A 25,938-nucleotide genomic window follows, 5' to 3' on the forward strand; every position below is an offset into this window, starting at 1 on the left:
TATGCTGACGGACAGAGATCGTGTCAAGGGGGAGCAATGGCGATCACCTCGAAACCGGGCGGCACCGCCGGCCCCGTGACCTTGCGCGACGTGGCCGAGGCGTCGGGCGTGAGCATCTCGACGGTGAGCCGCATCCTCGACGAACGCACGCCGCCGTCGAAGTCGGCAACGGCGCAGCGCGTTCGTGCGGTGGCCGACGACCTCGGCTACCGGCGCAACGTCTTCGCATCGAATCTGCGCCGCGGAGCGACCGGCACGATCGGCGTCCTCGTGCCGCGGCTGACGGATGCCGTCATGGCGCTCATGTTCGAGGCGGTCGAGCGGGCCGCACGCCAGCGAGGCCACTTCGCGGTCGTCGCGACCTGCGGCGATGACCCCGACGAGGAGCGCCGCGCGACCGAGACGCTCCTCGACCGCGGGGTGGACGGCGTCGTGCTGGCGACCGCCCGCATCGACGACGGACTGCCGGCGTCGCTGCGCGAGCGGAACGTCCCGCACGTGCTCGCACTCCGTACCGATCGCGTGAGCCCTTCGTCGTTGGGAGACGACGAGACGGGCGGGTACCTGGCGATGCGACACCTCATCGACCTGGGGCACCACGACATCGGTGTCGTCACCGGCCCGTGGTTCACCTCGAGCGGGCGCGACCGCCGCGCCGGTGCCGAGCGCGCCGCGGCCGAGGCCGGTATCGAGCTCCCCGAGGCGCGCATCCTCGCCGTCGGTTACGGGCTCGACCACGGCATCGACGCCGGACACCGGTTGCTCGACGGCCCCCATCGACCCACGGCCGTCTTCGCGGCCAACGACAACCTCGCCCTCGGCATCCTCACCGTGGCGCAGAACCGCGGTCTGGTCCCGGGTCGGGACCTCTCACTCGTGGGGTACAACGACATCCCGCTGGTGGCCCAGCTCCCGGTGCCACTCACCTCGGTGCGGACACCGTTCGATCAGATCGCGACGACCGCCGTCGAGATGCTGCTCGCTGCGGATGCGGGCGCGTCGATGCGAGTGGCGATGCCGACGCTCATCCCACGAGCGTCGACCGCCCACGTCGCCTCGACGCGGTGACGCCTACTCGCGGCCCCGGACCGTCGGGATCGCGCCTGTCCGTTCGGCGATCTTGCGGTCACCCCGGCGACGGCTGAATCGCGCCACGAAGAAGAGGATCGCTCCGACGATGACATAGCCGGCGGTCGCGAGCCAGACCAGGCCGGTCTGCTGCGTGAGCAGCACGATGCTCGCGACGATGGCGAGGATCGGGACGACGCGCGGCACCGAGAAGTGCGCGTGCTCGACCTTGTCCTTCTTCAACACGAGCACACTCACGTTCGCGGTGAGGAAGACGAGCAGAAGCAGGAGCACCGTCGTCTCGGCGAGCGTCGAGATGTCGCCGACCACCGTGAGGAGCATCGTCGCGCCGGCGACGACGAGGATCGAGACCCACGGCGTCCGCCGCTTGGGCAGGACCTTGCCGAAGGCGTGGGGCATGAGACCCGATTCCGCCAGCCCATAGGCGACGCGGCTCGCCATCACCATGAACAGCAGCGCGCCGTTGGCGATCGCGACGAGGGCGATGAGGCTGAACAGCCACCCCGGCACCGCGAGGCCGCTGGCCGTGACCACCTCGAGGAGCGGGCCGGTCGACGTCGCCAGCTGCGACGGCTCGACGACGATGACGGCGCCGATCGCGATCAGCAGGTACACGACGGCGGCGGTGATGATGGCCCCGAACAGCGCCCGCGGATACGACCGCGACGGGTTCTTGACCTCTTCGGCCATGTTCGCAGCCGCTTCGAAACCGAGGAACGAGAAGAACGCGACGATGGATGCCGCGAATGCGCCCTGCAGAGGAGCGACATCGGGGGCGAACTCGAAGACGCGGGACGGCTCTCCGCCGCCGCTGCCGAAGACGATGGCGGCGATCACGATGACGATCACGAGACCCGACACCTCGATCATCGAGGCGACCATATTGGTCGCGAGCGACTCCCTCACACCCCGCAGGTTGATGAGGGTCAGCACGGCGATGAACGCGATGGCGACGGGAACCGGCGGGATGGCGACGAGCGACGCGAAGTAGTCGCCCGCGAACGCGTTGGCCAGGGCGGCGGCGGTCGTGATCCCCGAGGCCATCATGAGGAATCCGACGAGGAACGACAGGAACGGGATGCCGAAGGCCTTGTCGACGTAACGCGCCGCGCCGCCGGCGTGGGGGTACTTGGTGATCAGCTCCGCGTACGTCCCGGCCGTGAGCAGCGCGACGACGAGCGCGATGAGCAAGGGCAGCCAGATGACGCCGCCCACGTCGGTCGCCATCGTGCCGACGAGCGTGTAGATCCCTGCACCGAGGGTGTCACCGACGATGAAGGCGAAGAGCAGCCACGTACCGACCGCGCGCTTCAGCCCGGGCTTCTCCTGGGCGGGTGCAGCCGTGGTGTCGTTTGTCATCGCACCACTCCAACCGAAACCCCGCGCGCGAAGCAACCCCTGGTGCGACCGGGCGCGACGTGCATGAGGAACCGATCACCCGCCTGCGCCGACCTGGTCCTGCAGGTTCACCGCGTTCCGCAGCACCTCACGCAGCGCCCCGACGAGGAGCGCGACGCCGACACCGAGGATGAGAGCGAGGAACGTCATCCACACGACGAACCGATTCCCGGCACCCGCGCCGACGAGAATCCCGCACCCGACGATCACGACGAGCATCGCCGCGGCGACGCACCCGATCATCGCGTCGACCCAGCGGATCGCTCCGTCCTCGAAGATGCGCCCGTGATCAGCGCGCGTCAGCAGCCGCCACACGCAGACCAGGGCGAGCTGCCCACAGAGGAGCAGGATGGCGAGGAGCACCGCCCCCGCGTCCCGCAGCCCGGAGACCTCCGGCATCACCTGCACCACGCCGTTGATGAGGTCAGGTACGACCCAGATCTGCAGGATGACGATCACCGTGAACAGGAAACCGGCGCCCGCCTTGCCGAGAGCGAACATGCGCACCCCATCTATCGATTGTCGATCACTCTATGTCGATAAACGGTGCTCGCGCCACAGGTCCCGTCATGGCCTGTGCACGGCAGGATGGGGGCATGACGACTTCCCCGCCCGCGCGCCATCCGGTCGCCTCCTTCTTCCGAGGGGTCGGAGATCTCGGTCGCGGCTTCGCGTTCTGGGGTCGACTGCCCCGTGCGATGGCACTGGGGCTGATTCCGGCCGCGATCGTCGGCATCGTGCTCCTGGCGGGAATCGTCACCCTGATCGTCTTCGTGGGCGACATCGTGACCGCGCTCACGCATTTCGCCGACACGTGGTCGGAGTTCTTCGCCTCGCTCGTGCGGTTCGGTGTGGGCGCGGCACTCGTCGGCGGCGCGATCGTGCTCGCCGTCGTGTCGTTCACCGCGCTCACCCTGCTGGTCGGCGACCCGTTCTACGAGCGCATCTGGCGATCGGTCGAGGGGCACCTCGGCGACGCTCCCCCGGAATCCGACTACGGGTTCTGGCGGTCGATCGGAGACAGCATCGGACTCATCCTCCGAGGGCTCCTCGCGGCGGTCGTCGCGGGTCTCGTCGGGCTGATCCCCGTCGTGGGCACCGCCCTCGGCGCGATCGTCGGCGCCTCCCTCACCGGCTGGCTCCTCGCGGACGAGCTCACCTCCCGCGCCCTCGCCGCGCGAGGACTGGATGCCGCTGCCCGCCGCGACCTGCGTCGCGGTCAGCGCGCGCGGGTGCTGGGCTTCGGTGTCGCGACCCAGCTCTGCTTCCTGATCCCTCTGGGCGCCGTCATCACGATGCCCGCCGCGGTCGCCGGGTCCACTGTGCTCGCGCGCACCCTGCTCGACGCGCGGGCCTCCGTCGACCATGCTGGGGAGTCGACCCCGCCGCCTCGGCGGAGAAACGGAGCACGATGATGCGCCTCGTCCCCCTCGGACCCACCGACCGCACGGTCCCGAACATCGTCGCCGGGATGATGCGGATCGAGGAGATGTCGGATGCCGCGATCCGGGAGCTCTACGACGCCTGCCGCGCGGCCGGTGTCGACTTCTTCGACCACGCCGACCTGTACGGCAGCTCGCGCCATGGCTGCGAACGCCGCTTCGCCGAGGCGCTGCGCCTCAGCCCGGCTGAACGCGACGAGATCACGCTCCAGACCAAGACGGGCATCGTGCCGGACGAGTGGCACTTCGACCACTCGTACGAGCACATCGTCGCCTCGGCTGAAGAGTCGCTGCAGGCGCTCGGCACCGATCGGATCGACATCCTCCTGCTCCACCGCCCCGACGCGCTCGTCGAGCCCGAGGAGGTCGCCCGCGCCTTCGACCACCTCGAGTCTTCCGGGAAGGTCCGCGCCTTCGGCGTATCGAACCACACGCCTCGGCAGATCGATCTGCTGAAGACGGCCGTGACCCAGCCGATCGTCGCGAATCAGGTGCAGCTGTCGATCACGCACTCGACCATCGTCGCCCAGGGTCTCGCATCGAACATGGCCGGCGAGGACGACTCCATCACGCGGGACGGCGGCGGGCTCGTCGACTATGCACGCATCAACGGCATCACGCTGCAGGCCTGGTCGCCGTTCCAGAAGGGGTTCTTCGACGGGGTCATCTTCGACGCCCCCGAACTGCCCGAGCTGAACACCCTTCTCAACCGCCTCGCGACGAAATACGACGTGACGCCGCTCGCGATCGCCACGGCCTGGATCACCCGGCATCCCGCGCACATGCAGGTCGTGCTCGGCACGACGAACCCGCAGCGGGTGACGGATGCCGCGGCCGGTTCCGACATCCCCCTCACCCGCGCCGAGTGGTACGGCCTCATCTCGGCCGCGGGCCACAAGGTGCCCTGACCCGCGTGGCTGACTACGTCATCGAGGGAAGCCGCATCCGGGGCATCCCCGATCTCTACGCCGAACTGAACCGTGTCTTCATGGCCGGGGAGGACTGGCAGCTGGGCGCCAGCCTCGACGCGCTGGACGACCTGCTGTACGGCGGCTACGGGTCGCTCGCGCATGATGACGCCGCACAGGTGGTCTGGCGAGATGCGGCGCGCAGTCGGAGCACCCTCGGCCTCGCCGAGACCGAACGATGGCTGCGGAGGAAGCTGGCGCAGCCGGGCACGTTCCGGTCCGAGACCATCCAGCATCAGCTCGACGACCTTCGCGCGGGGACCGGCGCGACCTACTTCGACCGGGTGCTCGACGTCTTCGCCGCCCACCCGCAGGTCGCGCTCGACCTCCGCTGAGTCAGGTCTGGCGCCGGATCTTGATCGTCGCGCCGGCGGCGAGGAAGACGAACGCGGCCGCGACCTGGGCGGCGCTCCAGATCGCACCCGCGAACGCGAAGGGGAAGATCGGGTTCCAGATCACCGCGACAGCGAGCATGATCGGCACCCACCACCAGTGCCGCGCCTGCACCGCGAACCATCCGATGATGAGCGCGAGGATCGTGGCGACGAACCGGACGGTGAGGAACCAGTCGCTCTCGAGCAGCGCCGGCGCGACGAAAAGGACCGCCGCGGCCAGCAGGCTCGGCGCGAGGGCGTTCCGCTGATACATGGCGGGTGTCGGCTGCGCGCGGCTCACGGGGCTCCTCCGGACGGGGACGTCGTCTCAGTCTGCCGCACACGTCGCGCGCGCCAGGCGAGCACCGCTCCGCCGACGATCGCGGCGATCACCGATCCGGTGAGGATGCCGATCTTCGCGTGATCGTCCTCGAGGGAGCCCACGCCGTAGGACAGTTCCCCCACGAGCAGAGCGACGGTGAACCCGATACCGGCGAGAAGACCCACGCCCAGCATGTCGCCCCACCGCAGCTCGAACGTCCGCCGCACCGAGGGGATCCGGGTGAGGAGGAACACGGCGAGGAGGATGCCGATCGGCTTGCCCAGCACGAGCCCGACGAGGATGCCGAGGGTCACCGGGTCTGCGAACGCCGAGACCAGGCCGTCCCAGCCGCCGACCGTGACCCCCGCGGAGAAGAACGCGAACACGGGGATGGCGACGAGCGTCGAGATAGGACCGAAGCGGTCGGCGAAGTGCGCGGTGAACGCATCGTGGATCGGGGCGCCGTCGGCATCCGTCCCCACCTGCACCCGGGCGCGCGGCGTCACCGTCGCGGGAACCGTGAAGGCCAGCAGCACACCGGCGATGGTCGCGTGCACGCCCGACGCGTGGACCAGCCCCCACGTGACGATCGCGAGCGGCATCAGCACCCACCAGTGCCGGATGCCGCGACGCACCGCCAGCCCGAACAGGACGAGCGGGATGATCGCTGCAGCGAGCCACACGGGCTGCAGGTCGTCGGTGTAGACCGTCGCGATGATCGTGATGGCGAACAGGTCGTCGACGACGGCGAGGGTGAGCAGGAAGACACGCAGCGCGGGCGGCAGCCCCTTCGCGACGACGGCGAAGACCGCGATCGCGAAGGCGATGTCCGTCGCCGTCGGGATGGCCCATCCCCGCACCGCGTCGCCCGGCACCGCCACCGTGAACGCGGTGAAGATGAGCGCCGGGACGATGACACCCCCGAGCGCGCCGATCACGGGGACCGCAGCGATGCGCGGAGAGCGCAGCCGCCCCGCGACGATCTCCTCCTTCAGTTCGAGACCGACGACGAAGAAGAAGATCGCGAGCAGTCCGTCGGCCGCCCAGTGCGCGACGGTCAGGTGGAGGTGGAGCGCCTCGGGCCCGAAGGACGTCTCGCGCAGGCCGGTGTACCAGGGCGCGGCGGGCGAGTTGGCGAGGACGAGGGCCGCGACGGTCGCGGCGAGCAGCAGGATGCCGCCGAACGTGTCGGTCTGCACGGTCTGCCGGATTCCGCGCCAGATCTCATGGGGGGCGGTGCGGGAGGAGGAGGAAGGGGAGGTGGACATGACGGATCGCTTTCCGCGTCGGTGATCGAGGGTCGCTGAAGGGCGCACCGACAAGCGGTGCGGGTCAGAACCCCGACGGCGGGCAGCCGGCGATCTCACCGTGCGCGTTGGTGCCCCACTCGCTCACCCAGCCGTTCGTGCCCGGGTGCTGCGGAGCGGTGAGGGTGCGGATCCCGATGGCCGACGGCAGGGCCCGCTCAAGGCGGTAGCGGGCCGTGATCGTCATGCCCCCATCGTACCGGCGCGGGCCGGGTGTCGACCGGTGCCTCAGCCGAAGCGACGGCCGGCGGGATTGGTCGGCAGCAGCGTCAGCACGAGGAGGACGATGCCGCCGACACCCGGGAGGAACGAGAGGAAGAAGAGCGGCCCGGGCAGGTTCGCGTCGTGCAGCCGGCGCCAGGTGAGAGCGGCATCCGGGATGATCGTCGCGATGATGAAGAGGACCAGGAGGATGCCGCCGACCGCGATCAGCGGGCCCGGCTGGCTCTCGCCGGTCATCGGGTCGTACGAGACACCGACGAGTGCCCCGCCGATCATGATCACGACGAGCACGATCACGATGAGCAGGTACGCGAGTCGCATCCACCAGAACTCGCTGAGACTCGCGCGGCCGGTGAAGGTGGCGTACTTCTTCCAGTACCGCACGAACGCCTGGGTGAACGTCGCCCCGTAATGGGGCCACTCGAGGGGCGGCTGGCCGGGACCGGCAGCGGGGGGCGTCGGTCGGCCGTACGGGGAGGGCGGCGGGGGCGGGGCGTAGGACATGTGTTCCTCCAGCGCGTCGACTGCGTGGCTCCATCGTGGCGGATGTCGCACTTTTTTGTGACGACTACCGGTCGGGATCCCTCTCATGTACAGAGGCGGAACATCCCGCCCCCACAGACACAGAGAAGGACAGTGACATGGCTGAGGACCAGAAGACCACCACCCCGTCCGCGGCGGCTCCTGCCGCTCGCGTCGACCGTGCGCCCGGGACACGCGGGACGGACGCCCCGACCACCGCCGGCACCATCACGATCGCCGACGGCGTGGTCGCCAAGGTCGCCGGCATCTCCGCGCGCGAGGTGACCGGCGTCTACGCGCTGGGCGGCGGCGGCGCTCGCGCCCTCGGCGCGATCCGCGACGCGATCAATGCGACCGACCTGACGCAGGGCGTCAAGGTCGACGTCGGCGAGACGCAGGCGGCGATCGACCTCAAGGTCGTCGTGGAGTACCCGGCTCCGATCGGCCGCGTCGCCGACGAGGTCCGCAGCTCGGTCGCCGGCTCCGTGCACCGTCTCACCGGGCTCGAGGTCGTCGAGGTCAACGTCGAGATCCACGACGTCCACATCGAGGACGAGTCCGACGAGCAGGACGAGCCGCGCGTCGCCTGATCCGGCACCTCGCCCACCCGGCCGATCCGGGAGGGTGCGTACGATGGCTCCCCGTGACGGATCTGCGCACCCTCCCGAAGGCCGAGTTGCATCTGCACATCGAGGGGACGCTCGAGCCGGAGCTCGCGTTCTCCCTCGCGCGGCGCAACGGCGTCCTGCTGCCGTTCGCCGACATCGACGACCTCCGCGCCCGCTACGACTTCACGGACCTGCAGTCGTTCCTCGACCTCTACTACTCCTGCATGACCGCACTGCGCACCGCTCGGGATTTCGAGGAGCTCGCCGTCGCCTACCTCGAGCGGGCAGCGGCCGAGGGCGTGCGGCACGTCGAGATGTTCTTCGACCCGCAGGTCCACGCCGCGAACGGCGTCCCGGTCGACGTCGTCATCGACGGGCTGCGGGCCGGCCTCCGGACGGCAGCCGACCGCTTCGACATGACCGGCGGACTCATCGTCTGCATCGTCCGTGACCAGCCGGTCACCTCCGCAGAGGCGCTCCTCGACGAGATCGCGCCCCGTGCGCACGAGATCCTCGGCATCGGTCTGGACTCGGCGGAGGTCGGCTACCCGCCGTCGCTCTTCGAAGGCGTGTTCCGCCGTGCCGCCGAGCTCGGGCTGCATCGCGTCGCCCACGCCGGGGAGGAGGGTCCCGCGGCGTACGTCTGGGAGGCGCTGCGGGAGCTCGAGGTCGAGCGGGTCGACCACGGCATCCGATCTGTGGACGACCCCGACCTGATCGCGCACCTCGCCGAACACCGGGTGCCGCTCACCGTGTGCCCTCTGTCGAACGTGCGGCTGCGGGCCGTGCCCGACCTCGCCGCGCATCCGCTGCGCCGCCTCGTCGAGGCGGGCGTCGTCGTCACGATCAACTCCGACGACCCCTCGTACTTCGGCGGGTACATCGGCGACAACTACGCCGCCGTCGCCTCGCTCGGCTTCGACACGACCGAACTGGCGCAGCTCGCCGAGAACTCGATCGAGGCGTCGTTCGCGGATGCCGCGCGAAAGGCCGCTCTCATCGCAGAGATCCGAGCGTGGGCGGCATCCGCCTGACACGCATGCGCAGCGGTCAGACGAGCAGGCGCGTCGGCAGGCGTTCTTCGGTGGCGCGCTCGTGCGACCGGCGCACGCGGTAGACCGCTCCCGCGGGATTCTCGCTGAGGTACTCGACAGGCTCGGTGCCGCGATACACGACGGCGGCACCCTCATCGAGGCCGAAACCGTCGGGGAGCAGCCCCTCCGCGACCGCCGCGTGGAGCGCGGGGCGCCGCCCGGGCTGCGAGTCGTAATGCACTCCGACCGAACCTGGGATCAGGCCGAGACCATTGGTTTCCACGGTCAGCCCGCCCGTCGACGTCGTCGGACCGCCGACGTGCCAGCAGATGGCCCCCGCGGAGGTACCGGCCAGCACGACACCCCGCTGCCACGCGCCGCGCAGCACGCGATCCAGCCCGTGTGCGTGCCACACCGCGAGGAGATTCGTCACGCTTCCTCCGCCCACCCACACCACGTCGCATCCCCCGATGACTTCGTCGAGATCGGGCTGGTTGCGTCCGAAGAGGCGCACGTGGACCGCATCCACTCCAGCGGCGGCCGCCGCGGCGAGTTCACGGCCCTCATCACCGCGCTGGTCGCCCGACGCCGTGTTGACGAAGGCGACCCGGGGACGTCGCCCCGCCACACCCGCGAGGTCGATGGCGTACCGCTGTACCGGACTGAGCTCCACGTCGCCCCATGCCGCAGGTGACCACCCGCCGCACGTCGCGACGATCGTACCGAGAGTGCTCATCGGAGCCTCCTATGCCGTCAGTGTCTGTTTGAGAACGAGGGACGCCGCGCCGAGGGCGGCGGCATCGGCGGCGTGCGCGGAAACGCGGACGTCGACCTCGTGGGAACGCCGCGACAGGAAGGCCCGATCGAGGTGGTGCGCAGCGCGATGACGGAACAGCTCCAAGGCGGGCCCGAAACCCGGACCCGTGAAGACGACGAGATCGAGGTCGAGGACGTTCGCGAGGCTGACGAGCGCCGTCGCGACCGCATCCGCCGCGGCCTCCATGATGACGAGGGCGTCACCCTCGCCCGCGAGCGCGCGAGCACCGATCTCGGCGGAGTCCACCGCCTCGCCGGTCGCGATGCGGTACAACCGCTCGACGGTGAAGGGGGCGGCGATCAGCTCGACGCATCCCCGCGCGCCGCAGTGGCAGCGTGGGCCATCGGCGTCGACGGACATGTGACCGATCTCGCCCGCGTTCGAGCTCGCGCCGAGGATCAGCTCGCCTCCGACCATCAGGCCGGCACCGATCCCCACTCCCATGTGCACGGTGGCGAACGCACGGGCCGATCCGGCGGCACCCGTCCAGTGCTCGCCGACCGCCGCAGCGTTGGCATCGTTCCCCAGCCAGACCGGGAGGCCGGTGAGCTCCGCGAGGCGGTCGCGCAACGGGTACTCCTGCCACTGCTGATGGGTCGGCAGCTGCACCGCGCGGCCGTGCGAGAGGTCGATCGGCCCGGGGGCGACGAGCCCGATCCCCACCAGCCGCGCGGCGTCGACCCCGGCGTCCGCGACGAGGTCGGCGAAGGCCGCCGCCACCCGCTCGACCACCGACTCGGGATCCGCCTCACCCGCGCCGGGGAGTTCGACCGACGAGATCGGGCGGCCGAGCAGATCGACGAGGACGCAATGGACGCGCACGAAGCCGAGCTCGATCCCCACGGCGAACTGCGCCGTGGGGTTGGGCTGCAGCAGCATCCGCCGCTTGCCGCCGGTGGGTGCTCCCGCGCCGACCTCCGTGACGAGATCAGCGGCGAGGAGGTCTCGGACGATGCCGGTCATCGCCGCCGGCGTCAGTGCTGTCAGCTCCGCGAGCTCGATCCGGCTCACCGGACCCTGCGCCCGGATCAGATCCAGCACCCGTCCGCGCGTGCTAGAGCTGCTCTTCGCCACCGATGGCCTCCTGTTCGTGCATGGGTCCGTCGGATCTCAGTCTGCCGCCTCGAGTGGTTCGCGTCGGAGCACGACCTCTGCGGAACCTCCCGCGTCGACGGGCTCGCCTCGCAGCAGCGGGGCGAGGAAGCGAGCCGCAAGGCGCAGATCGTCGTAGCCGCCGCCCTCGTGACCGTTGTACGGCCAGACCTCGATCCGCTTGTCGCCCCCGTACGCCCGGAACGATGCGAACACGGTCGAGGGTGGGCACGTGGAGTCGGCGAGCGCCGTGCTGTACAGAGCGGGCGCGGTCGCGCGACGCGCATGGTGGACCGTGTCCACGTAGGCGAGGGTCCGATGCACCTGCGCGACGTCGCCCCGCCGCACGCGAAGGTAGCGCGAGATCTCGGCGTACGGGTGCACGTCGGTGATCTCGAGGGCACGCCCGAAGGCGCTGAGGAACGGGACGAAGGCGACGACCCCCGCGAGATCCCGGCACAGACCGGCTGCCGCCAGCGCCTGCGCGCCGCCCTGGGAGCCGCCGGCCACGGCGACGCGGGTCGGGTCGACACCCGGTAGGCGGCGTGCCGCGTCCACGGCCCGCGCGGCATCGATGTAGACCCGCCGGTAGTAGTAGTCGTGCGGGTCGAGGATGCCGCGGGTCATCGAACCCGGGAAAGCCGGGCCACTGCCCACGGGATCGGGGGTGTCTCCGGGCATCCCGTTCGCGCCCTGCCCCCGCACGTCCATCACCAGGTGGGCGAAGCCGGCCAGCGCCCAGAAGGTGTTGTCGAGGACGTCGCCGCGTCCGCTGCCGTACCCGACGTACTCCACGACGAGCGGCAGATCACCGGATGCCGCGGCGGGACGTTTCAGCCACGCCTTGATGGGATGTCCGCCGAACCCGCTGAAGGTCACGTCCCACACGGACAGCACGGGGAACTCCGTCGAGACCGGCTCGACCCGCAGGCCGAGCGGATGCTGCGCCGCCTCGTCGAGCGAGGTCTGCCAGAAGGCGTCGAAGTCCACAGGTTCCGCACCGGGGTACTCGTAGGCACGGAGGGCGTCGTAGGGCATATCGACGTTCACGAGGCGGTGCCGGTTCCCTGCTGAGCCGCGAACCGGCGGCGCGGGTCGGGCGCCGCGGCCGCGAGCCTCTGGGTGTACGGGTGCGTCGGGTGGAGGATCACCTGATCGCTCCGCCCCCGTTCGACGATCTCACCGCGGTACATGACGAGGATCTCGTCGCTGAAGTGGCGTGCCGTGGCGAGATCGTGGGTGATGTAGAGCACCGCCAGGTCGCGTTCGCGCTGCAGGTCCGCGAGGAGGTTGAGAACCCCCAGTCGGATCGACACGTCGAGCATCGAGACCGGCTCGTCGGCGATCAGCACCCGCGGCTCGGGTGCCAGCGCCCGAGCGATCGCGACCCGCTGTCGCTGACCACCTGAGAGTTCGTGCGGACGACGGGAGGCGAGCGCGGGATCCAGTCGGACGCGGCTGAGCAGCTCCGCGACCCGGTGCTTGGTATCGCGCGCGCCGCGCGCCCGGCCCGACACGAGCAACGGCCGGGCGAGGTGGTGACCGACGGTGTGGAACGGATTGAGGGATGCGAACGGGTCCTGGAACACCATCTGCACGGCCGCGCGGTACCGGTCCAGCCCGCGCCCGTGCCGCGCGATCGGCTCGCCGTCGAGGAGGATCTCGCCAGAGGTCGGCCGTTCCAGCTGGAGCAGCATCTTCGCGATCGTGGACTTGCCGCTGCCCGACTCGCCCACGAGGGCGACGGTCCGCCCCGCCGTGAGGGTGAGGTCGACATCCGACACCGCCGTCACCGCGCGCGCCCGGCCCACCGAGTGGTAGATCTTCGTGACGTTCCGCACGTCCAGTTCGGTCATCGTTCCTCCTCGACGACACGCACCGCACCGGTGCGCACGAACCCGCCCTGATCGCCGGTGAGACTCGGGAACGAGCGCAGGAGCTCGCGGGTGTAGGGGTGTTCAGGTGCTTCGTAGAGCCGTCGAGTGGGCGCGAGCTCGGTGATGCGGCCCTCCCTCATGACGGCGATGCGGTCGCTGATCTCCAGCAGCAGCGGCAGGTCGTGGGTGATGAAGATCACCGCGAACCCGAACTCGTCACGAAGCCGCAGGATCTCGTCGAGGATCTCCCGCTGCACGACGACGTCGAGCGCCGTCGTCGGCTCGTCCATGATCATGACGGGCGGATCGAGCGCGAGGGCCATGGCGATCATGACGCGCTGACGCATCCCGCCCGACAGCTGATGCGGATAGACGGTGAGTCGATCGGCCGGCACGCCCACCTTCTCGAGGAGTCGCGCGCACGCAGCTCGGCGCTCGGCATCCTTCATGCCGGGACGATGGGTGGTGAACACATCCCCCAGTTGCGCTCCGATGCTCAGCACCGGGTTGAGGGCGTTCATCGCCCCCTGGAACACCATGGAGATGCGGTCCCAGCGGAATCGACGGAGGGCCTCGCCCTCGAGCTGATCGATCCGCACGTCCTCCCCGTCAGCGAGGAAGTGCACCTCTCCGGAGACGACCTCCGCGGGAGGCTTGAGCAGGCGGGTCACCGCATAGGCGAGGGTCGACTTGCCGCACCCCGACTCCCCCGCGATCCCGAGGACCTCTCCGCGGTGGAGTTCCAGGTCGACGTCGGCGAGGGCGTGCACCCGCGGCTCGACCGCGTAGTCGACGGACAGCCCCTGGATCCTGAGGACGGGGGCGCTCATGAGACGCTCACCGCCTGACGGCGCGTGCGAGTGCGTCCGGTCTTGTGCACCGGCTGCACACGCAGCTTCGGGTTGACGACCTCGTCGAGGGCGAAGTTGATGAGCGACAGCGCCGCACCCAGCGCGGCGATGATCAGCCCCGGCGGGATGAACCACCACCACGCCCCCGCGCGCAGCGCTCCTCCCATCTGGGCCTCATTGAGGATGCGCCCGAGGGTGTAGTCGTCGACCACTCCGAGGCCCAGGTAGGACAGCCCCGCCTCGGCGAGGATCGCGGCGATGACGCCGAAGATGAACTGCGACGCGAGGATCGGAAGGAGGTTCGGCAGGATCTCGACGGCGACGATGCGCCACGTGCGCTCACCGCTCACGCGGGAGGCGGCGACGTAGTCGCGGCTGCGCACACTGAGGGTGATGGCGCGCAGCACCCGCGCCGACCCGGCCCAGCCGGTGATGGCGAGGACGATCGCGATGACGAGGATGCCGCGCTCCTCGATGTACCCCGCCAGGATCATCAGGAGGGGCAGCCCGGGGATGACGAGCATGATGTTCGACAGCAGGGAGAACGCCTCGTCGACGACGCCGCCCAGGAACGTGCCGACGATGCCGAACAGCGCGGACAGCAGCAGGGTCAGGAGACCGACGAGCACTCCGACGATCAGGGAGTTCCCGGTCGCCAGCGCGACCTGGGCGAAGATGTCCTGGCCTTTCTGATTGGTCCCCAGCCAGAACTCCGCCCCCGGTGGGGTGAAGCCGATGTCACGGATGCGCAGCGGGTCGTCGGCGAGCAGGGGCCCGACCACGGCGAAGACGACGATGACGGCGCTGATGGACAGGCCGACGAGGAGCTTTCCGGGGCGGCGCGGGAGCAGGGCCCGAAGACCGCCGCCTCCCGGACTGCGGTCGGGCGGGGCTTCGAGTGCCAGGTCGGCGGTAACGGCGTTGGAGGTCATGGTGATTCCGAGGGTCAGCGCGCCGAGCGGGTGCGCGGGTCGATCAAGCCGTAGAAGAGGTCGACCAGGAGGTTGGCGCCCAGGACGGCGAGAGTGATGACGAGGAAGAGCCCCTGCATGAGGGAGTAGTCGTTGTTCTGCGTCGCCTGCAGCAGCGCATAGCCGATGCCGGGGTACGAGAACACCTGCTCGGTGACGATCGACCCCGACACCACGAAGCCGAGCGACAGTGCGAATCCCGCCACCGACGGCAGCATGGCGTTCCGGGCTGCGTAGCTCTGACGGATGCGGACGGGTGACAGCCCCTTCGCCTCCGCCGTGACGATGTAATCCTCCGAGAGCGTCGCGACCATCATGTTGCGCATGCCGAGGATCCACCCGCCGATGGACGAGATGATGATCGTCAACGCGGGGAGGATCGCGTAGTACACCACGCTCGAGACGAAGGTCCACGACAGCTCCGGCTGGGTCGCGTAGATGTCGTAGCCCCCGAAGGTGGGGAACACCCGCCAGGTGGCGGCCAGGAAGAACAGCAGGATGATGGCCAGCCAGAAGTACGGGATCGCCTGGAACATCGTGGTCACGGGGATGAAGGAGTCGAGCCACGACCCCCGCTTCCACCCTGCGAGGGTGCCGAGGATGATGCCGAAGACGAACGACAGCAGCGTCGACACCCCCACCAGGGCGATGGTCCAGGGCAGGGCCTGCCCGATGACATCCGCCACAGGCGTCGGGAAGTACGCCAGGGACGGACCGAAGTCACCGGAGAAGACCTGCCCGATGTAACCGACGTACGCGCTCCACAGGCTCTGCGACGGGTCCTGCCCGAGCATCAGTTCCACACTCTGACGTGTCTCCGGACTCACGGGCCCCTTCTGCGACAGCTTCAACAACAGGTTGTCGACGGGGTTGCCGGGCATGAGACGGGGGAGGAAGAAGTTCAGCGTCAGCGCCGCCCAGAAGGCGACGAGGTAGAACGCGAGCTTGCGAAGGTAGTACCTCATTGCGCCGGAGTCAGGTTCGCCGCCACGACGCCCATGTTCCAGACCGACCAGGATGCGGGGAACGCATACAGGTCGCCCTCCTCGGGCCACCCGACGGCGTCCTCCGTGCGGTAGTAGGTGACCGTGGGGACGACGAGCACGGGGATGTAGGGCATGGCAGAAGCGGCGATGGTCTGGATCTGCGCGTAGATGGCGGTCTTCTCGGCGTCGTCGAGGGAGACCCGGGCCTTCTCGACCAGTTCGTCGATCTCCGGGTCGCTGAAGCGCGAGTAGTTGCTGTTGGCCGTCTCGCCGACGTCCGCGGTCCCCGCACTCGTGAGGTAGGTGTTGTAGACGTAATAGGGGTCCGGGGCCGGTCCCTGGTAGACCCCGTCCATCGTGAACTGGAAGTCACCGGTGAACCGGTTCTCGCTGTACTGGTTCCCCGGCAGCTGTTCGGCGGACAGGTCGATGCCGACCTCGGCGAGCTGCTGCTGCGCGATCTGGATCGCGGTGATGTAGCTCGTCCATTCCTGCGGCACCTGCACCTTCACCGACAACCGCTCGCCGTCCTTGGCATAGATGCCGTCGGAACCCCGTTCCCACCCGGCGGCCTCGAGGATCTCGGTCGCGCGCGCCTGGTCGGCGTTCGCGGGGGACTCCTCCGGCAGATCGGCGGCGATCTGGTCGGACTGGCTGTCGACCAGCAGCAGCGCGGGCGAGACCGCGCCGCCCTTGCCTTCGAACGCGATGTCGATGATCTCGTCGCGGTCGATCCCGTAGTTGATGGCCAGTCGCACGGCAGGGTCCGTCTGAGGCCCGGTGCAGCCGCGGTCGGCGTCAGCGCACGCGATGAAGGCCGTCTGGTTCACCGGGGTGTCGATCTGGTTCAGGTCGGGATCGGCCTCGACGTCATCGTCGAAATCGGGCAGCTGCCCCGTGTTCCAGTCGAGCTGGCCGTCGAGGAGTGCCGTCGTCGCCGAGTCGCCACTTGCGAAGGACACGAAGCGCAGCGTCTGCAGGCCCGGCTTCCCGTCCTGCCAGTAGTCGGAGTTGGCCTCGAGGACGAAGCTCTGCGGAGTGAACGTCCTCAGCTTGAAGGGGCCGGTTCCCACCGGGTCTTCGTTGATCGTGTTCACGACGTCGTCGATCTCGCCCCAGATGTGCTCGGGCAGGATGGGCGTGCGCCCCAGCAGATCGGGCCCGAGCGGCAGGGAGGACTCGGGGAAGGTGACCACCACCGTCGAGTCATCCGTCGCGGTCGCGTCACCCGTGTAACCGATCGCGTTGATCTCCGGGGTGTCGGCGAGGAGGTCGAAGGTGTACTCCACGTCCGCGGCCGTGAGCGGCTCGCCGTCGGTGAAGGTGACGCCGTCACGCACGGCGATCGTGAGCTCGGTGCCGTCCTCGTTCCACGAGAACTCCGTGCCGAGCATGGGCACCGGCTCGCCGGTCGTGCTCAGCGGGTTGTAGAAGAACAGCGGCTCGTAGATGACCCCGAGCGTCGGCTGGAGCACGGAGGGTGAGAAGGGATTGAAGTTGCGCGTGATGTCGCCGATGATCCCGGTCGACACCGTGATGCCGCCCTCGTCGCGGCGATCGCCCGCCTGGCAGGCGCTCACGGATAGCAGCAGCCCTGTGGCCGCCGCGATGGTGGCGGCCGCACGACCGGACCGCGCCCTCCTGCTGGTGCTGCTCAGAAACATCGTCGTTCCTCTCTCCGCCCTGTTGCGGACAATTTAAGTTCCTTTATAAGGTTTCTCCGACGGGCGTGCAAGAGCCGCATCCCTTCGACGCTGATCGGATCGTCCGCCACCTCGCAACACCTGAAATCAGAAGCAGTCCCCCGACAATCCGCGCCTCAGATCTCGCGCGTCGGCTTAATTCAGTTGGTTCAAGAGAGAACCCACTTCCGAGAGGACGACCCATGTACCATCCGCTCGACTCAGGCTGGACGCTGACGCTGCTCCGCGGCGATCGCCCGGAGCACTGTGCCGCCGTCGACGGCGGAATCCCGGCTACGGTGCCGGGCGTCGTGCACACCGACCTCATGGCGGCCGGATTGCTCGGCGATCCCTTCATCGGCGACCAGGAAGCCGAGCTCGCCTGGATCGGACTGTCGGATTGGCGATATCGCTCGGAGTTCACGTGGACGCCGTCGGCTGACGACTCGCGTGCAGACCTCGTCGTCGGAGGACTCGACACGGTGGCGACGGTGCGGGTGAACGGCCAGGTGGTACTCGAGACGGCGAATCAGCATCGCAGCCACCGGGTCGACCTGGCCGGCGTGCTCCGCGGAGGCCGCAACGACATCGAGGTCGACTTCCGCTCTCCGGTGGAGTGGGCACGGGAACGCGAGGCGGTGCTCGGCGCGCGGCCGCACGCCTACGTCCACCCGTTCAACGCGATCCGCAAGAGTGCCTGCAACTTCGGGTGGGATTGGGGTCCGGACTTTGCCACCTCCGGCGTCTGGCGCCCTGTGGGCATCGAGGAGTGGTCCGGCGTGCGCATAGCGTCGATCCGTCCCGTGGTCGATCTCGTCGACGGGGTCCCGCACGTGGACGTGCACGTCGACCTCGAGTGGCAGGACGACGACACCCGCGAGGAAGTCCCGGTCGTCGTGTCGGTGGCGGGAGCGGTCGCGCATTCGACGGCGCGCCGTGACCACCCGCTCGTCGTCTCGCTCGATGTCCCCGGGGCGGAGCCATGGTGGCCGCGCGGCTACGGCGACGCGAACCTCTACGAGCTGGTGGTCACGGTCGACGGAGGCGGCGAGGATCACACCCGTTCGTCGCGCTCCATCGGCTTCCGCAGCGTCGATGTGGACCTCGCGCCCGACCAGGACGGGAGCCCCTTCACCGTTCGCGTGAACGGTCGCGACGTCTACGTCCATGGCGCGAACTGGATCCCCGACGACGTCTTCGTCACCCGCATCACCCCGGAGAGTCTGGCCGAATCGATCGCCGACGCCACAGACGCGGGCGTGAACCTCCTCCGTGTCTGGGGCGGCGGGCTCTACGAGAGCGACGACTTCTACGACATCTGCGACCGCGAAGGCGTGCTGGTCTGGCAGGACTTCCTCCTCGCCTGCGCCGCGTACTCGGAGGATGCCGAGCTCTGGGATGAGTTCGAGGCTGAGGCCCGCGAGGCGGTCACCCGACTGACCAGTCACCCGAGCCTGATCATCTGGAACGGCGGCAACGAGAACATCTGGGGCTACGTGGACTGGAAGTGGCGTCCGCGGCTGGGCGGGCGCACGTGGGGCGAGGGCTACTACACCGACCTCTTCCCCCGCATCGTGGCCGAGCTGGCACCGACGACCTTCTACTCGGAGGGCAGTCCGTTCTCGTTCAGCCGCTACGCGCACCCCAACGACGCCGCGCACGGGACCATGCACATCTGGGACGTGTGGAACGCCCGCGACTACGACGCCTACCGCACCCACCGCCCCCGCTTCGTGTCCGAGTTCGGGTACCAGGGGCCGCCGGCGTTCTCGACGCTCGAGAGCGTCGTGCGAGACGAACCGCGCAGCGCGTTCGGCGCCGAGATGCTCGCACATCAGAAGGCTGATCAGGGGAACGTCAAGCTCGAGCGCGGACTCGGGTCGCATCTGCCGGAGCCCAGGGACTACGACGACTGGCACTGGACGATGCAGCTGAATCAGGCTCGGGCCGTCGCGTTCGGCATCGAGTGGTTCCGCTCGCTGTTCCCGCTGAACCGCGGATGGATCATGTGGCAGCTCAACGACTGCTGGCCCGTGGTGTCCTGGGCAGCCGTCGACGGGCACCGCCATCGCAAGCCGCTCTGGTACGAGTTGCGGCGCGTGTCGGCGCCGCGGCTGCTGACCGTCCAGCCCTCGCTGGCGGGTGAAGGGCTGCGGGTGGTCCTTCACAACGACGCCGATGAGGCTGCCGCCGGCACGCTCGAGCTGCGCCGGGAGACCCTCGACGGGACGGTGCTCGAGACCTCGAGCGTCGACCTCGTCGTGGACGCTCGGTCCGCAGGATCCGTCGCCGTCGACCCGCTGCTCGCGACTCCAGAGAACCCTGCAAAGGAGGTGCTTGTGGCCCGTTCCTCGACCGGCGAGCGCGCGCTCTGGTTCTTCGCGGACGACACCGCGCTCGATCTGGACCTCGCGCTCGACGCTCGGGCTCGCGCCGTCCCGGGCGGTTACGAGGTGGCCGTCACGGCCAGGGAGGTCACGAAGGACATCACCCTCCTCGTCGACCGAGTGGATGCCTCAGCCCGAGTCGACTCGAGCATGGTCACCCTCTTTGCGGGCGAGGAGCACGTGTTCCGCGTGACGGCCCCCGAGGGCCTGGACCCCGAGGCCTTCGTCGGAGACCGAGTGCTGCGCTCGGCCAACGATCTCGTGGTGCGCGCACGCACGGCTGCGGCATGAGCGCGGGGAGCGATGAACCGACCACGCCTCGGAAGAGGGTCGTCATCAGCACGGATGCGGCGAATGAGGCAGACGACCAGTTCGCGATCGTCCACGCGCTGCTGTCGCCGGTGCTCGACGTCGTCGGTGTCGCGCCGGCGCACTTCGGGCGACCCGGGTCCCTGCAGGCGAGCCGAACCGAGGTCGACCGGCTGCTCACGCTCCTCGGGCGCGACGACGTCGTGGTCGCCGACGGCGCGGAGCACGCGCTCGTCGACGAGTCGACGGCGCACGAGTCCGCGGCATCCGCTCTGCTGCGCGAGGCGAGCGTCGCCGGCCCCCTGACGGTGTGCGTGCTCGGTCCGTTGACGGACGTCGCCTCCGCGATCCTCGCCGACCCGGAGTTCGCCGCGCGCGAGGTGACCGTCGTGTGGATCGGCGGTCCGCCCTACGACGGCGTGGAGGCCGTGTACGGCCCGGAGTTCAACCTGATCAACGACGTGGCCGCCGCGAACGTCGTCTTCGGGTCAGGGGTCGAACTCTGGCAGGTGCCGATGCCGGTCTACACGCACGTCGGCGTTGGTCAGGCCGAACTCGACCGCCGGGTAGGCCCTCAGGGTGAGCTGGGCGCGTACCTCGCCGAGACCGTGCGACGGTACAACGTCGGCCGCGCGGCGGACTTCCGCTCACTCGGCGACTCTCCGGCGATCTCGGTCACGTTGAACCCCTTCGGCGCGGTGTGGCGGCGGCGTCCTCGCACGCGCTTCACTGCCGACGCAGAGATGACGCCGGCGACGGAGCAGGACCACGGACCCGACGTCCGTGTCTGTGAGAGCGTCGACACGAGGTACCTGATCGAGGACTTCTTCGCCAAACTCGCCTCGTTCGCGGAGGGCAGGGCTGAGCGCGCGGCCTCCGCCTGAATCACTCGGTGTCGGTTTTCGGCCACACGTAGGGCAGGTCGTCGGGATCGTCGAAGCCCTGCGCGCGGTAGTACTCGAGGTCTTTGCGCAGCAGGTTGGACCGGTGCGAGCGGTGGACGTCCTCGCGGCCGAACCATCCCGGCATCCGCACAGTCCCGGACCGGTACTCGGCCCCGTCCTCGGGAATCTCGTCGAGGGTGGCGAGTGTGGACTGACGCGTCGTGTCGGCGAAGCCGCGGCGCACCCACTCGTCGACCGTGAGGTCCTGGTAGACCATGAGCGCGGCGCGGTGGCCGCGCCACATCGCGACCGCAGGGTGGTGGCGCCAGCCGTAGTCCGGAATGGTCAGCGCCCGCATCACCTGCAAGGTCTCGACGCGCTGCTTGCCGAGGCGCTTCGTATCGAGCGCGGCCATGCCGCGGGCGAGGTCGGCATAGGGGACGAAGGTCTGCACGTCAGCGCACCTTCCGGATGCGGATGGGACCCTTCGCGGTCGACGGGTCGACGACCTGCCCGCGCTGCGTGATCTCGACCTCCCCCGCCGCGACCAGACGCCTTGCCGCCCGACGGGCGGGTTCCATGAGGTCGCGCCAGTCCTCGCCGCCGACCGCCTTGGCGGCTTCGGACGGGCAGATGGTCGCCGACGCCGCCCGCGCGTCCAGCAGCTCGACGATCGTGCGCGTGAGCTTCTCGTCGACGGGACGGATGCCGCGCTTCCGGCACGCGTCGGAGCAGTACTTCACCTCATCCCAGTTCTTCTCCCACTTCTTGCGCCACTGGATCTCGCGCCCGCACGAGGCGCAGGTCTTGGGTGCCGGGGTGGAAGCCATGCCGCGACGCTACGTCGAAGAGCCGACACGGGCGAAGGGGTTGCGCGTCCGCGGCCTATTTGGTGATCGTGATGGTGATGCGCGCGGTGGGCTGGGTGGTCACACCGGAGTCAGCGTCGTACTTGGTCGTCGAGACTCGATACGTGCGTGTGCCCTGCGTCTCAGACGGTACGCCGCTGATGACTCCGGTTTCGGGGTTGAGCCGAAGCCCCTTCGGAAGCGCAGGCGTGACCGTATACCACTGGAGGTCCCATCCGTACCTGAACACAGGGCGCGTGGAGACGAAGGACTTGCCTTTCCTTGCAGCGAGTGTTGGATCGGGATACACGAGCTGCGGTGTCGCACCGAAGGTGACGACGGACCCCCTCGCTGCGAAATAGAGGCGGCGGCCGTCCGGCGACTCGGTCAGGGAGGTGATGGATGCCGTGTCTTCGATCGCCTTCCGGAAGCGTCGAGCCTCCGTATCCCAAACGATCAACCTGTTCTGCAGGCCGATGTACAGCTTCTTGCCGTCGCGCGAGAGCGCGACGCTCTGGTGCTCATGAGGGATGGGCACTCGGGTCGGGCGTGCCGAACCGGACTGAGGAACGATGTAGATCGCGTGGTTGCTTATGGCGTAGACCGTCCGGCTGTCTGGAGATACCAGAACCCGCTCCAGCCAATCCGGCTGACGAGCACTGGTCGGGACCCACATCGTGCCGGACTGCGTGCGGGACTCGGTGCTGATGGAGATGACCGCATCCTGCTGCGCTTCGGCTGCGTACACGAAGCGACCGTCCGGCGACAGCGTAAGGTCTTCGATAAGACCTCGATATTCGATTCGCGCGGAGACCCTCCCTGACCTCGCGTCCACGATGAGGATGTGGTTGAGGTCGGCGATGTACAGCGTCCTTCCGTCGCGGGAGATCACGAGATGGTCGCAGAGTTCGCCTACCACGAAGGTTCGGATGCTGCGAAGAGTCCGGGTGTCGAACTCGGTGACGTTGCATGCCCGCGTCTTCTTGGATCCCGGGTGGACGGTGAAGACCGAAGTCCCCTTCGGGTGGACGGCGATGTCCCAGATGTCCGTCGCGGCTGTCCTCTGCTTGGCGATTTGGCCGCTCACGGTGTCGATGACGGTCAACACGTCAACACCGGCTCCCCGCGAGCGGCCGACGAGGACGTTTCCGGATGAGGACGCCTCGATCTCCGTGAGGCGGTCGCTCACGTGAAGGAAGTGCGCGTCGGCAGCTTTCAGCGCCGGACTCGCCTCCGCGTTCACCGTGGGTATGAGACTCACTGCGAGTGCTATGCCCGCGATACCCGTCAATGTGCGGCGCCACAGCGTCGTGCGCATGGAATGCCCCCTCTTCGGGCACAGCGTATCGCCCTCCGTCGCTGGCGTCACACCTCCGGCTGACAGCGCGGACACCACCAGGTGCGCCGGCGCTCGGGGTCGTTCGCCACCTCCTCCCGCACGAGGATCCGGGTGCCGCAGCGCAGGCACGGCCGCCCGGCGCGGCCGACGACCCAACGGGACTCCCCCTTGCGGGTCGAGCCGGTGGTCACCTGGTACATCCCCGGCACGGTCGCCGAGATCTGCAGCATCCGCGCCGCCCTCTCGACGAGCGGAGCGAGATCCACCGACCCGATGGGTGCGAACGGATGCGCGCCGGAGAGGAACGCGGTCTCGTTCACCCAGAGGTTGCCGAGTCCCGCCATGTTTCGCTGGTCGAGCAGCGCCGCCACGACCGTCCGCTCGGGCCGAGACGACAGCCGGCGCACCGCCTCGTCGGCATCCCAGTCGTCCCGCAGCGGATCAGGACCGAGATACCCGAGCAGCGCACCCTCGTCCGCCGTCGCGACGAGCTCGACCACGGGCAGGCCGATCCCCCACAGCGTCGACCCGTCGTCGAGTCGCATCCGCACGCGCACCCGGTGCTCCTCGCGCGATGGGATGCGGCGACCCGGCCGCGTGACCGTCCAGCTCCCCTGCATCCGCAGGTGCGTGTGAAGCGTCTGCCCGGTGGCGAAGCGGGTCAGCAGGTGCTTTCCGTGCGTGTCGTAGGACGTGATCCGCGCACCGGCGAGCGGCGTCCCCGCCGCACCCCCCGATCGCAGCTCACCTGCGGTGATCGAGTGCCCGACGGATGCCGCGGCCAGCCGCTGCCGCAACCGGAACACGCTGTCGCCTTCCGGCATCCGCCCACCTCCGTCGGACGACCGTAGCGGGGTCCGCTGCCGTCCGTCGACGGCTTGCGGACCCCGCGGGCCCGGGTCAGCGCGCCACGCGCAGCCAGACCGTGGTCGCCCCGGGCAGCCGGTCGTCGGAGAGCTCGGCACTCGCCAGCAACACCTCGCCCGCCGGCAACTCAGCCGGTTCGTCGCCGAAGTTCGTGACGACAGTCCAGCCGTTCGGCCGCGTGAAGGCGAGGACGTCGTCGCTTCCGGTGTCGAGCCACGTCAGCGCCTCGGCCGTCTGCAGCTCGTGCCGGAGCTCCAGCGCCCGGCGGTACAGGTTCAGGGTCGACGTCGGGTCCTCGTCCTGCGCCTCGACGGACAGCGCGCCGAACCACTCCGGCTGCGGCAGATGCGAGCCACCCGAGCCGAACCCGAACGACGGACCGGACTCCGTCCAGGGGATCGGCACCCGGCATCCGTCGCGACCGATGTCCTCACCGGGGCTGCGGAAGAAGGTCGGATCCTGCCGCTCAGCCTCGGGGATGTCCGCGACCTCCTGCAGCCCGAGCTCCTCACCCTGGTAGACGTAGGCCGAGCCCGGGAGTCCCAGCACGAACGTGCTCGCCGCGCGCGCACATCGCAGACCGGCCTCGGCGTCGAGCGCCGGTTCGGCGCCGCCCGAGAGCAACCACTCGTTGCCGTGCTTGCGCGACGGGCGGCCCGAGGCATCCCGCTCCGGATGCGGCAGCCCGTACCGCGTGGCGTGCCGGACGACGTCGTGGTTCGAGAGGACCCACGTCGTCGACGACCCCGACGAGGCGGCGAGCGCGAGGTTGTCGGCGACGATGCGCCGGAACTGGCCGGCGTCGAAGTCGGCCTCGAGCAGGTCGAAGTTGAACGCCTGGCCCAGGCTCTCGGCGCTCGCGTACAGCGGGATGCGCGACGGAGCGACCCACGCCTCGGCGACGGCGGTGCGCGGCGGGTCATAGGAGTTGAAGACCGCTCGCCACTCGGCGTACACCTCGTGCACGTCGTCACGGTCGATCATCGGATGCTGCCCGTCCTGCGGCATCGCGTCGAGCTCCGCCTGCGTCGGCAGGTCCTCGGGCAGGTCCTTCGTCAGCATGTGCGCCACGTCGATGCGGAACCCGTCGACGCCCCGGTCGGACCAGAAGCGCAGCGTCCGCACGAAGTCGGCACGCACCTCCGGGTTCGACCAGTCGAGGTCGGGCTGCTCGACGGCGAAGTTGTGGAAGTACCACTGGCCGTCGCCCACGGGCTCCCAGGCCGGTCCGCCGAACACGGACTGCCAGTCGGCGGGCGGCTCCTCGCCGTTCTCGCCCTTCCCGTCGCGGAAGATGTAGCGCGCCCGGGCTGCCGATCCGCGCTCCGACGCGAGCGCCTCCTGGAACCACGCGTGCTGGTCGGACGTGTGGTTCGGCACGATGTCGATGACGACCTTGATCCCCACCTCGTGCAGCGCGGCGATCAACACGTCCGCGTCGTCGAGCGTGCCCAGGCGCGGGTCGACGTCACGGTAGTCCGCCACGTCGTAGCCGCCGTCGGCGAGCTCGGACGGGTAGAACGGGCTCATCCAGATGGCGTCGACACCGAGGTCCTTCAGGTAGGGCACACGGGAGCGGATGCCGCGCAGGTCGCCGATGCCGTCGCCGTCGGCATCCGCGAAGCTGCGGGGGTACACCTGGTACACGACCGCCTGCCGCCACCATTCGGGCAGTTCGGCGTCGGTCAGATCGGTGGTCTCGGGCGCGGTCTGCACGTCGGAGGTCACGAGGGTCCTTTCGG

General features: G+C 69.3%; 27 protein-coding genes. 8 read left to right on the plus strand and 19 right to left on the minus strand.

The window, feature by feature from the left end:
- Positions 1-36: 36 nt before the first annotated feature.
- Positions 37-1,068 (plus strand): LacI family DNA-binding transcriptional regulator, encoded by a 1,032-nt coding sequence (locus M3190_RS00325; RefSeq protein ID WP_251577190.1) that lies wholly within the window; start codon positions 37-39, stop codon positions 1,066-1,068.
- Positions 1,069-1,071: 3 nt separating this feature from the next.
- Here the strand turns inward: M3190_RS00325 and M3190_RS00330 are convergent, their stop codons facing one another.
- A complete protein-coding gene (locus M3190_RS00330) occupies positions 1,072-2,448 on the minus strand; it encodes an APC family permease (protein WP_251577192.1) in 1,377 nt (458 codons plus the stop codon).
- Positions 2,449-2,523: 75 nt separating this feature from the next.
- Complete coding sequence (locus M3190_RS00335; protein WP_251577194.1) at positions 2,524-2,988, minus strand: DUF2975 domain-containing protein; 465 nt, start codon at positions 2,986-2,988, stop codon at positions 2,524-2,526.
- A gap of 95 nt (positions 2,989-3,083) precedes the next feature.
- Here M3190_RS00335 and M3190_RS00340 point away from each other — a divergent pair, with 95 nt between their 5' ends.
- Genes M3190_RS00340 through M3190_RS00350 form a run of 3 tightly spaced genes read left to right on the plus strand, consistent with a single transcriptional unit; the run spans position 3,084 to position 5,232 of the window.
- Positions 3,084-3,902 carry an EI24 domain-containing protein gene (locus M3190_RS00340; RefSeq protein ID WP_251577195.1) on the plus strand — a complete coding sequence of 273 codons (819 nt, stop codon included), beginning with the start codon at positions 3,084-3,086 and terminating at the stop codon, positions 3,900-3,902.
- Positions 3,902-4,837, plus strand: coding sequence for an aldo/keto reductase (locus tag M3190_RS00345; RefSeq protein WP_251578948.1), 936 nt, complete (start codon positions 3,902-3,904; stop codon positions 4,835-4,837). Before M3190_RS00340 ends, M3190_RS00345 begins: the two co-directional genes overlap by 1 nt.
- A 5-nt stretch (positions 4,838-4,842) precedes the next feature.
- Positions 4,843-5,232 (plus strand): ribonuclease inhibitor, encoded by a 390-nt coding sequence (locus tag M3190_RS00350; RefSeq protein WP_251577197.1) that lies wholly within the window; start codon positions 4,843-4,845, stop codon positions 5,230-5,232.
- 1 nt (position 5,233) lies between these two features.
- Here the strand turns inward: M3190_RS00350 and M3190_RS00355 are convergent, their stop codons facing one another.
- The 4 genes from M3190_RS00355 to M3190_RS00370 form a co-directional block, all read right to left on the minus strand.
- On the minus strand, positions 5,234-5,572 hold the full coding sequence (locus tag M3190_RS00355) for a DUF6804 family protein (protein ID WP_251577199.1): 339 nt from the start codon (positions 5,570-5,572) through the stop codon (positions 5,234-5,236).
- Positions 5,569-6,861, minus strand: coding sequence for a Na+/H+ antiporter NhaA (gene nhaA / locus M3190_RS00360; protein ID WP_251577201.1), 1,293 nt, complete (start codon positions 6,859-6,861; stop codon positions 5,569-5,571). The genes M3190_RS00355 and nhaA overlap by 4 nt, the downstream gene beginning before the upstream one ends.
- A gap of 64 nt (positions 6,862-6,925) precedes the next feature.
- Complete coding sequence (locus tag M3190_RS00365; RefSeq protein WP_251577203.1) at positions 6,926-7,087, minus strand: hypothetical protein; 162 nt, start codon at positions 7,085-7,087, stop codon at positions 6,926-6,928.
- A 41-nt stretch (positions 7,088-7,128) separates the two neighbouring features.
- Entirely contained in the window at positions 7,129-7,626 is a 498-nt protein-coding gene (locus M3190_RS00370; RefSeq protein ID WP_251577205.1) for a DUF805 domain-containing protein, read from the minus strand.
- Between the two features lie 137 nt (positions 7,627-7,763).
- Between M3190_RS00370 and M3190_RS00375 the strand changes: the two genes are divergently transcribed.
- Together M3190_RS00375 and M3190_RS00380 are read left to right on the plus strand one after the other, a co-directional pair.
- Positions 7,764-8,234: an Asp23/Gls24 family envelope stress response protein gene (locus M3190_RS00375; protein ID WP_251577207.1), complete on the plus strand. Its 471-nt coding sequence runs from the start codon at positions 7,764-7,766 to the stop codon at positions 8,232-8,234.
- A gap of 53 nt (positions 8,235-8,287) precedes the next feature.
- The gene (locus tag M3190_RS00380; RefSeq protein ID WP_251577208.1) at positions 8,288-9,286 is read left to right on the plus strand and encodes an adenosine deaminase; all 999 of its coding nucleotides are present in this window, start codon (positions 8,288-8,290) and stop codon (positions 9,284-9,286) included.
- Positions 9,287-9,302: 16 nt separating this feature from the next.
- Here the strand turns inward: M3190_RS00380 and M3190_RS00385 are convergent, their stop codons facing one another.
- The 8 genes from M3190_RS00385 to M3190_RS00420 form a co-directional block, all read right to left on the minus strand.
- Complete coding sequence (locus tag M3190_RS00385) at positions 9,303-10,022, minus strand: peptidase E (protein WP_251577210.1); 720 nt, start codon at positions 10,020-10,022, stop codon at positions 9,303-9,305.
- A gap of 9 nt (positions 10,023-10,031) precedes the next feature.
- Complete coding sequence (locus M3190_RS00390) at positions 10,032-11,144, minus strand: ROK family transcriptional regulator (RefSeq protein WP_251577212.1); 1,113 nt, start codon at positions 11,142-11,144, stop codon at positions 10,032-10,034.
- Positions 11,145-11,213: 69 nt separating this feature from the next.
- A complete protein-coding gene (locus tag M3190_RS00395; RefSeq protein ID WP_251577214.1) occupies positions 11,214-12,233 on the minus strand; it encodes an acetylxylan esterase in 1,020 nt (339 codons plus the stop codon).
- An 8-nt stretch (positions 12,234-12,241) separates the two neighbouring features.
- Positions 12,242-13,051 carry an ABC transporter ATP-binding protein gene (locus tag M3190_RS00400; RefSeq protein ID WP_251577216.1) on the minus strand — a complete coding sequence of 270 codons (810 nt, stop codon included), beginning with the start codon at positions 13,049-13,051 and terminating at the stop codon, positions 12,242-12,244.
- A complete protein-coding gene (locus M3190_RS00405) occupies positions 13,048-13,902 on the minus strand; it encodes an ABC transporter ATP-binding protein (RefSeq protein ID WP_251577218.1) in 855 nt (284 codons plus the stop codon). The genes M3190_RS00400 and M3190_RS00405 overlap by 4 nt, the downstream gene beginning before the upstream one ends.
- Entirely contained in the window at positions 13,899-14,855 is a 957-nt protein-coding gene (locus tag M3190_RS00410) for an ABC transporter permease (protein WP_251577220.1), read from the minus strand. Before M3190_RS00410 ends, M3190_RS00405 begins: the two co-directional genes overlap by 4 nt.
- Positions 14,856-14,869: 14 nt before the next feature.
- Positions 14,870-15,859 carry an ABC transporter permease gene (locus M3190_RS00415; protein ID WP_251577222.1) on the minus strand — a complete coding sequence of 330 codons (990 nt, stop codon included), beginning with the start codon at positions 15,857-15,859 and terminating at the stop codon, positions 14,870-14,872.
- Positions 15,856-17,544 carry an ABC transporter substrate-binding protein gene (locus M3190_RS00420; protein WP_251577224.1) on the minus strand — a complete coding sequence of 563 codons (1,689 nt, stop codon included), beginning with the start codon at positions 17,542-17,544 and terminating at the stop codon, positions 15,856-15,858. Before M3190_RS00420 ends, M3190_RS00415 begins: the two co-directional genes overlap by 4 nt.
- 221 nt (positions 17,545-17,765) lie before the next feature.
- Between M3190_RS00420 and M3190_RS00425 the strand changes: the two genes are divergently transcribed.
- Together M3190_RS00425 and M3190_RS00430 are read left to right on the plus strand one after the other, a co-directional pair.
- Positions 17,766-20,240 (plus strand): glycoside hydrolase family 2 protein, encoded by a 2,475-nt coding sequence (locus M3190_RS00425; RefSeq protein WP_251577225.1) that lies wholly within the window; start codon positions 17,766-17,768, stop codon positions 20,238-20,240.
- Positions 20,237-21,142: a nucleoside hydrolase gene (locus M3190_RS00430; RefSeq protein WP_251577227.1), complete on the plus strand. Its 906-nt coding sequence runs from the start codon at positions 20,237-20,239 to the stop codon at positions 21,140-21,142. Before M3190_RS00425 ends, M3190_RS00430 begins: the two co-directional genes overlap by 4 nt.
- A 1-nt stretch (position 21,143) precedes the next feature.
- Here M3190_RS00430 and M3190_RS00435 read toward each other — a convergent pair whose 3' ends face one another.
- From M3190_RS00435 to M3190_RS00455, 5 genes are all read right to left on the minus strand, one after another.
- Positions 21,144-21,596, minus strand: a complete 453-nt coding sequence (locus M3190_RS00435; RefSeq protein ID WP_251577229.1) for an MSMEG_6728 family protein — start codon at positions 21,594-21,596, stop codon at positions 21,144-21,146.
- A 1-nt stretch (position 21,597) separates the two neighbouring features.
- Positions 21,598-21,972: a DUF2256 and DUF3253 domain-containing protein gene (locus M3190_RS00440; RefSeq protein ID WP_251577231.1), complete on the minus strand. Its 375-nt coding sequence runs from the start codon at positions 21,970-21,972 to the stop codon at positions 21,598-21,600.
- A gap of 55 nt (positions 21,973-22,027) precedes the next feature.
- Positions 22,028-23,308, minus strand: a complete 1,281-nt coding sequence (locus M3190_RS00445) for a putative Ig domain-containing protein (protein ID WP_251577233.1) — start codon at positions 23,306-23,308, stop codon at positions 22,028-22,030.
- Between the two features lie 47 nt (positions 23,309-23,355).
- Positions 23,356-24,153, minus strand: a complete 798-nt coding sequence (locus M3190_RS00450; protein WP_251577235.1) for a DNA-formamidopyrimidine glycosylase family protein — start codon at positions 24,151-24,153, stop codon at positions 23,356-23,358.
- A 76-nt stretch (positions 24,154-24,229) separates the two neighbouring features.
- A complete protein-coding gene (locus M3190_RS00455) occupies positions 24,230-25,924 on the minus strand; it encodes a glycoside hydrolase family 13 protein (protein WP_439957992.1) in 1,695 nt (564 codons plus the stop codon).
- Between the last annotated feature and the right edge of the window lie 14 nt (positions 25,925-25,938).

It is taken from the genome of Microbacterium oleivorans (genome assembly GCF_023715745.1).
GTDB classification, from domain to species: Bacteria; Actinomycetota; Actinomycetes; order Actinomycetales; family Microbacteriaceae; genus Microbacterium; species Microbacterium oleivorans_D.

Bases quoted from the DNA above. Each gene is read 5' to 3' on its own strand.
- M3190_RS00405 (WP_251577218.1), bottom strand. From the start codon at position 13,902: ATGAGCGCCCCCGTCCTCAGGATCCAGGGGCTGTCCGTCGACTACGCG.
- M3190_RS00430 (WP_251577227.1), top strand. From the start codon at position 20,237: ATGAGCGCGGGGAGCGATGAACCGACCACGCCTCGGAAGAGGGTCGTC.
- M3190_RS00340 (WP_251577195.1), top strand. From the start codon at position 3,084: ATGACGACTTCCCCGCCCGCGCGCCATCCGGTCGCCTCCTTCTTCCGA.
- M3190_RS00375 (WP_251577207.1), top strand. From the start codon at position 7,764: ATGGCTGAGGACCAGAAGACCACCACCCCGTCCGCGGCGGCTCCTGCC.
- M3190_RS00325 (WP_251577190.1), top strand. From the start codon at position 37: ATGGCGATCACCTCGAAACCGGGCGGCACCGCCGGCCCCGTGACCTTG.
- M3190_RS00400 (WP_251577216.1), bottom strand. From the start codon at position 13,051: ATGACCGAACTGGACGTGCGGAACGTCACGAAGATCTACCACTCGGTG.
- M3190_RS00365 (WP_251577203.1), bottom strand. From the start codon at position 7,087: ATGACGATCACGGCCCGCTACCGCCTTGAGCGGGCCCTGCCGTCGGCC.
- M3190_RS00420 (WP_251577224.1), bottom strand. From the start codon at position 17,544: ATGTTTCTGAGCAGCACCAGCAGGAGGGCGCGGTCCGGTCGTGCGGCC.
- M3190_RS00345 (WP_251578948.1), top strand. From the start codon at position 3,902: ATGCGCCTCGTCCCCCTCGGACCCACCGACCGCACGGTCCCGAACATC.
- M3190_RS00415 (WP_251577222.1), bottom strand. From the start codon at position 15,859: ATGAGGTACTACCTTCGCAAGCTCGCGTTCTACCTCGTCGCCTTCTGG.
- M3190_RS00335 (WP_251577194.1), bottom strand. From the start codon at position 2,988: ATGTTCGCTCTCGGCAAGGCGGGCGCCGGTTTCCTGTTCACGGTGATC.
- M3190_RS00440 (WP_251577231.1), bottom strand. From the start codon at position 21,972: ATGGCTTCCACCCCGGCACCCAAGACCTGCGCCTCGTGCGGGCGCGAG.
- nhaA (WP_251577201.1), bottom strand. From the start codon at position 6,861: ATGTCCACCTCCCCTTCCTCCTCCTCCCGCACCGCCCCCCATGAGATC.
- M3190_RS00410 (WP_251577220.1), bottom strand. From the start codon at position 14,855: ATGACCTCCAACGCCGTTACCGCCGACCTGGCACTCGAAGCCCCGCCC.
- M3190_RS00370 (WP_251577205.1), bottom strand. From the start codon at position 7,626: ATGTCCTACGCCCCGCCCCCGCCGCCCTCCCCGTACGGCCGACCGACG.
- M3190_RS00450 (WP_251577235.1), bottom strand. From the start codon at position 24,153: ATGCCGGAAGGCGACAGCGTGTTCCGGTTGCGGCAGCGGCTGGCCGCG.
- M3190_RS00445 (WP_251577233.1), bottom strand. From the start codon at position 23,308: ATGCGCACGACGCTGTGGCGCCGCACATTGACGGGTATCGCGGGCATA.
- M3190_RS00330 (WP_251577192.1), bottom strand. From the start codon at position 2,448: ATGACAAACGACACCACGGCTGCACCCGCCCAGGAGAAGCCCGGGCTG.
- M3190_RS00425 (WP_251577225.1), top strand. From the start codon at position 17,766: ATGTACCATCCGCTCGACTCAGGCTGGACGCTGACGCTGCTCCGCGGC.
- M3190_RS00395 (WP_251577214.1), bottom strand. From the start codon at position 12,233: ATGCCCTACGACGCCCTCCGTGCCTACGAGTACCCCGGTGCGGAACCT.
- M3190_RS00385 (WP_251577210.1), bottom strand. From the start codon at position 10,022: ATGAGCACTCTCGGTACGATCGTCGCGACGTGCGGCGGGTGGTCACCT.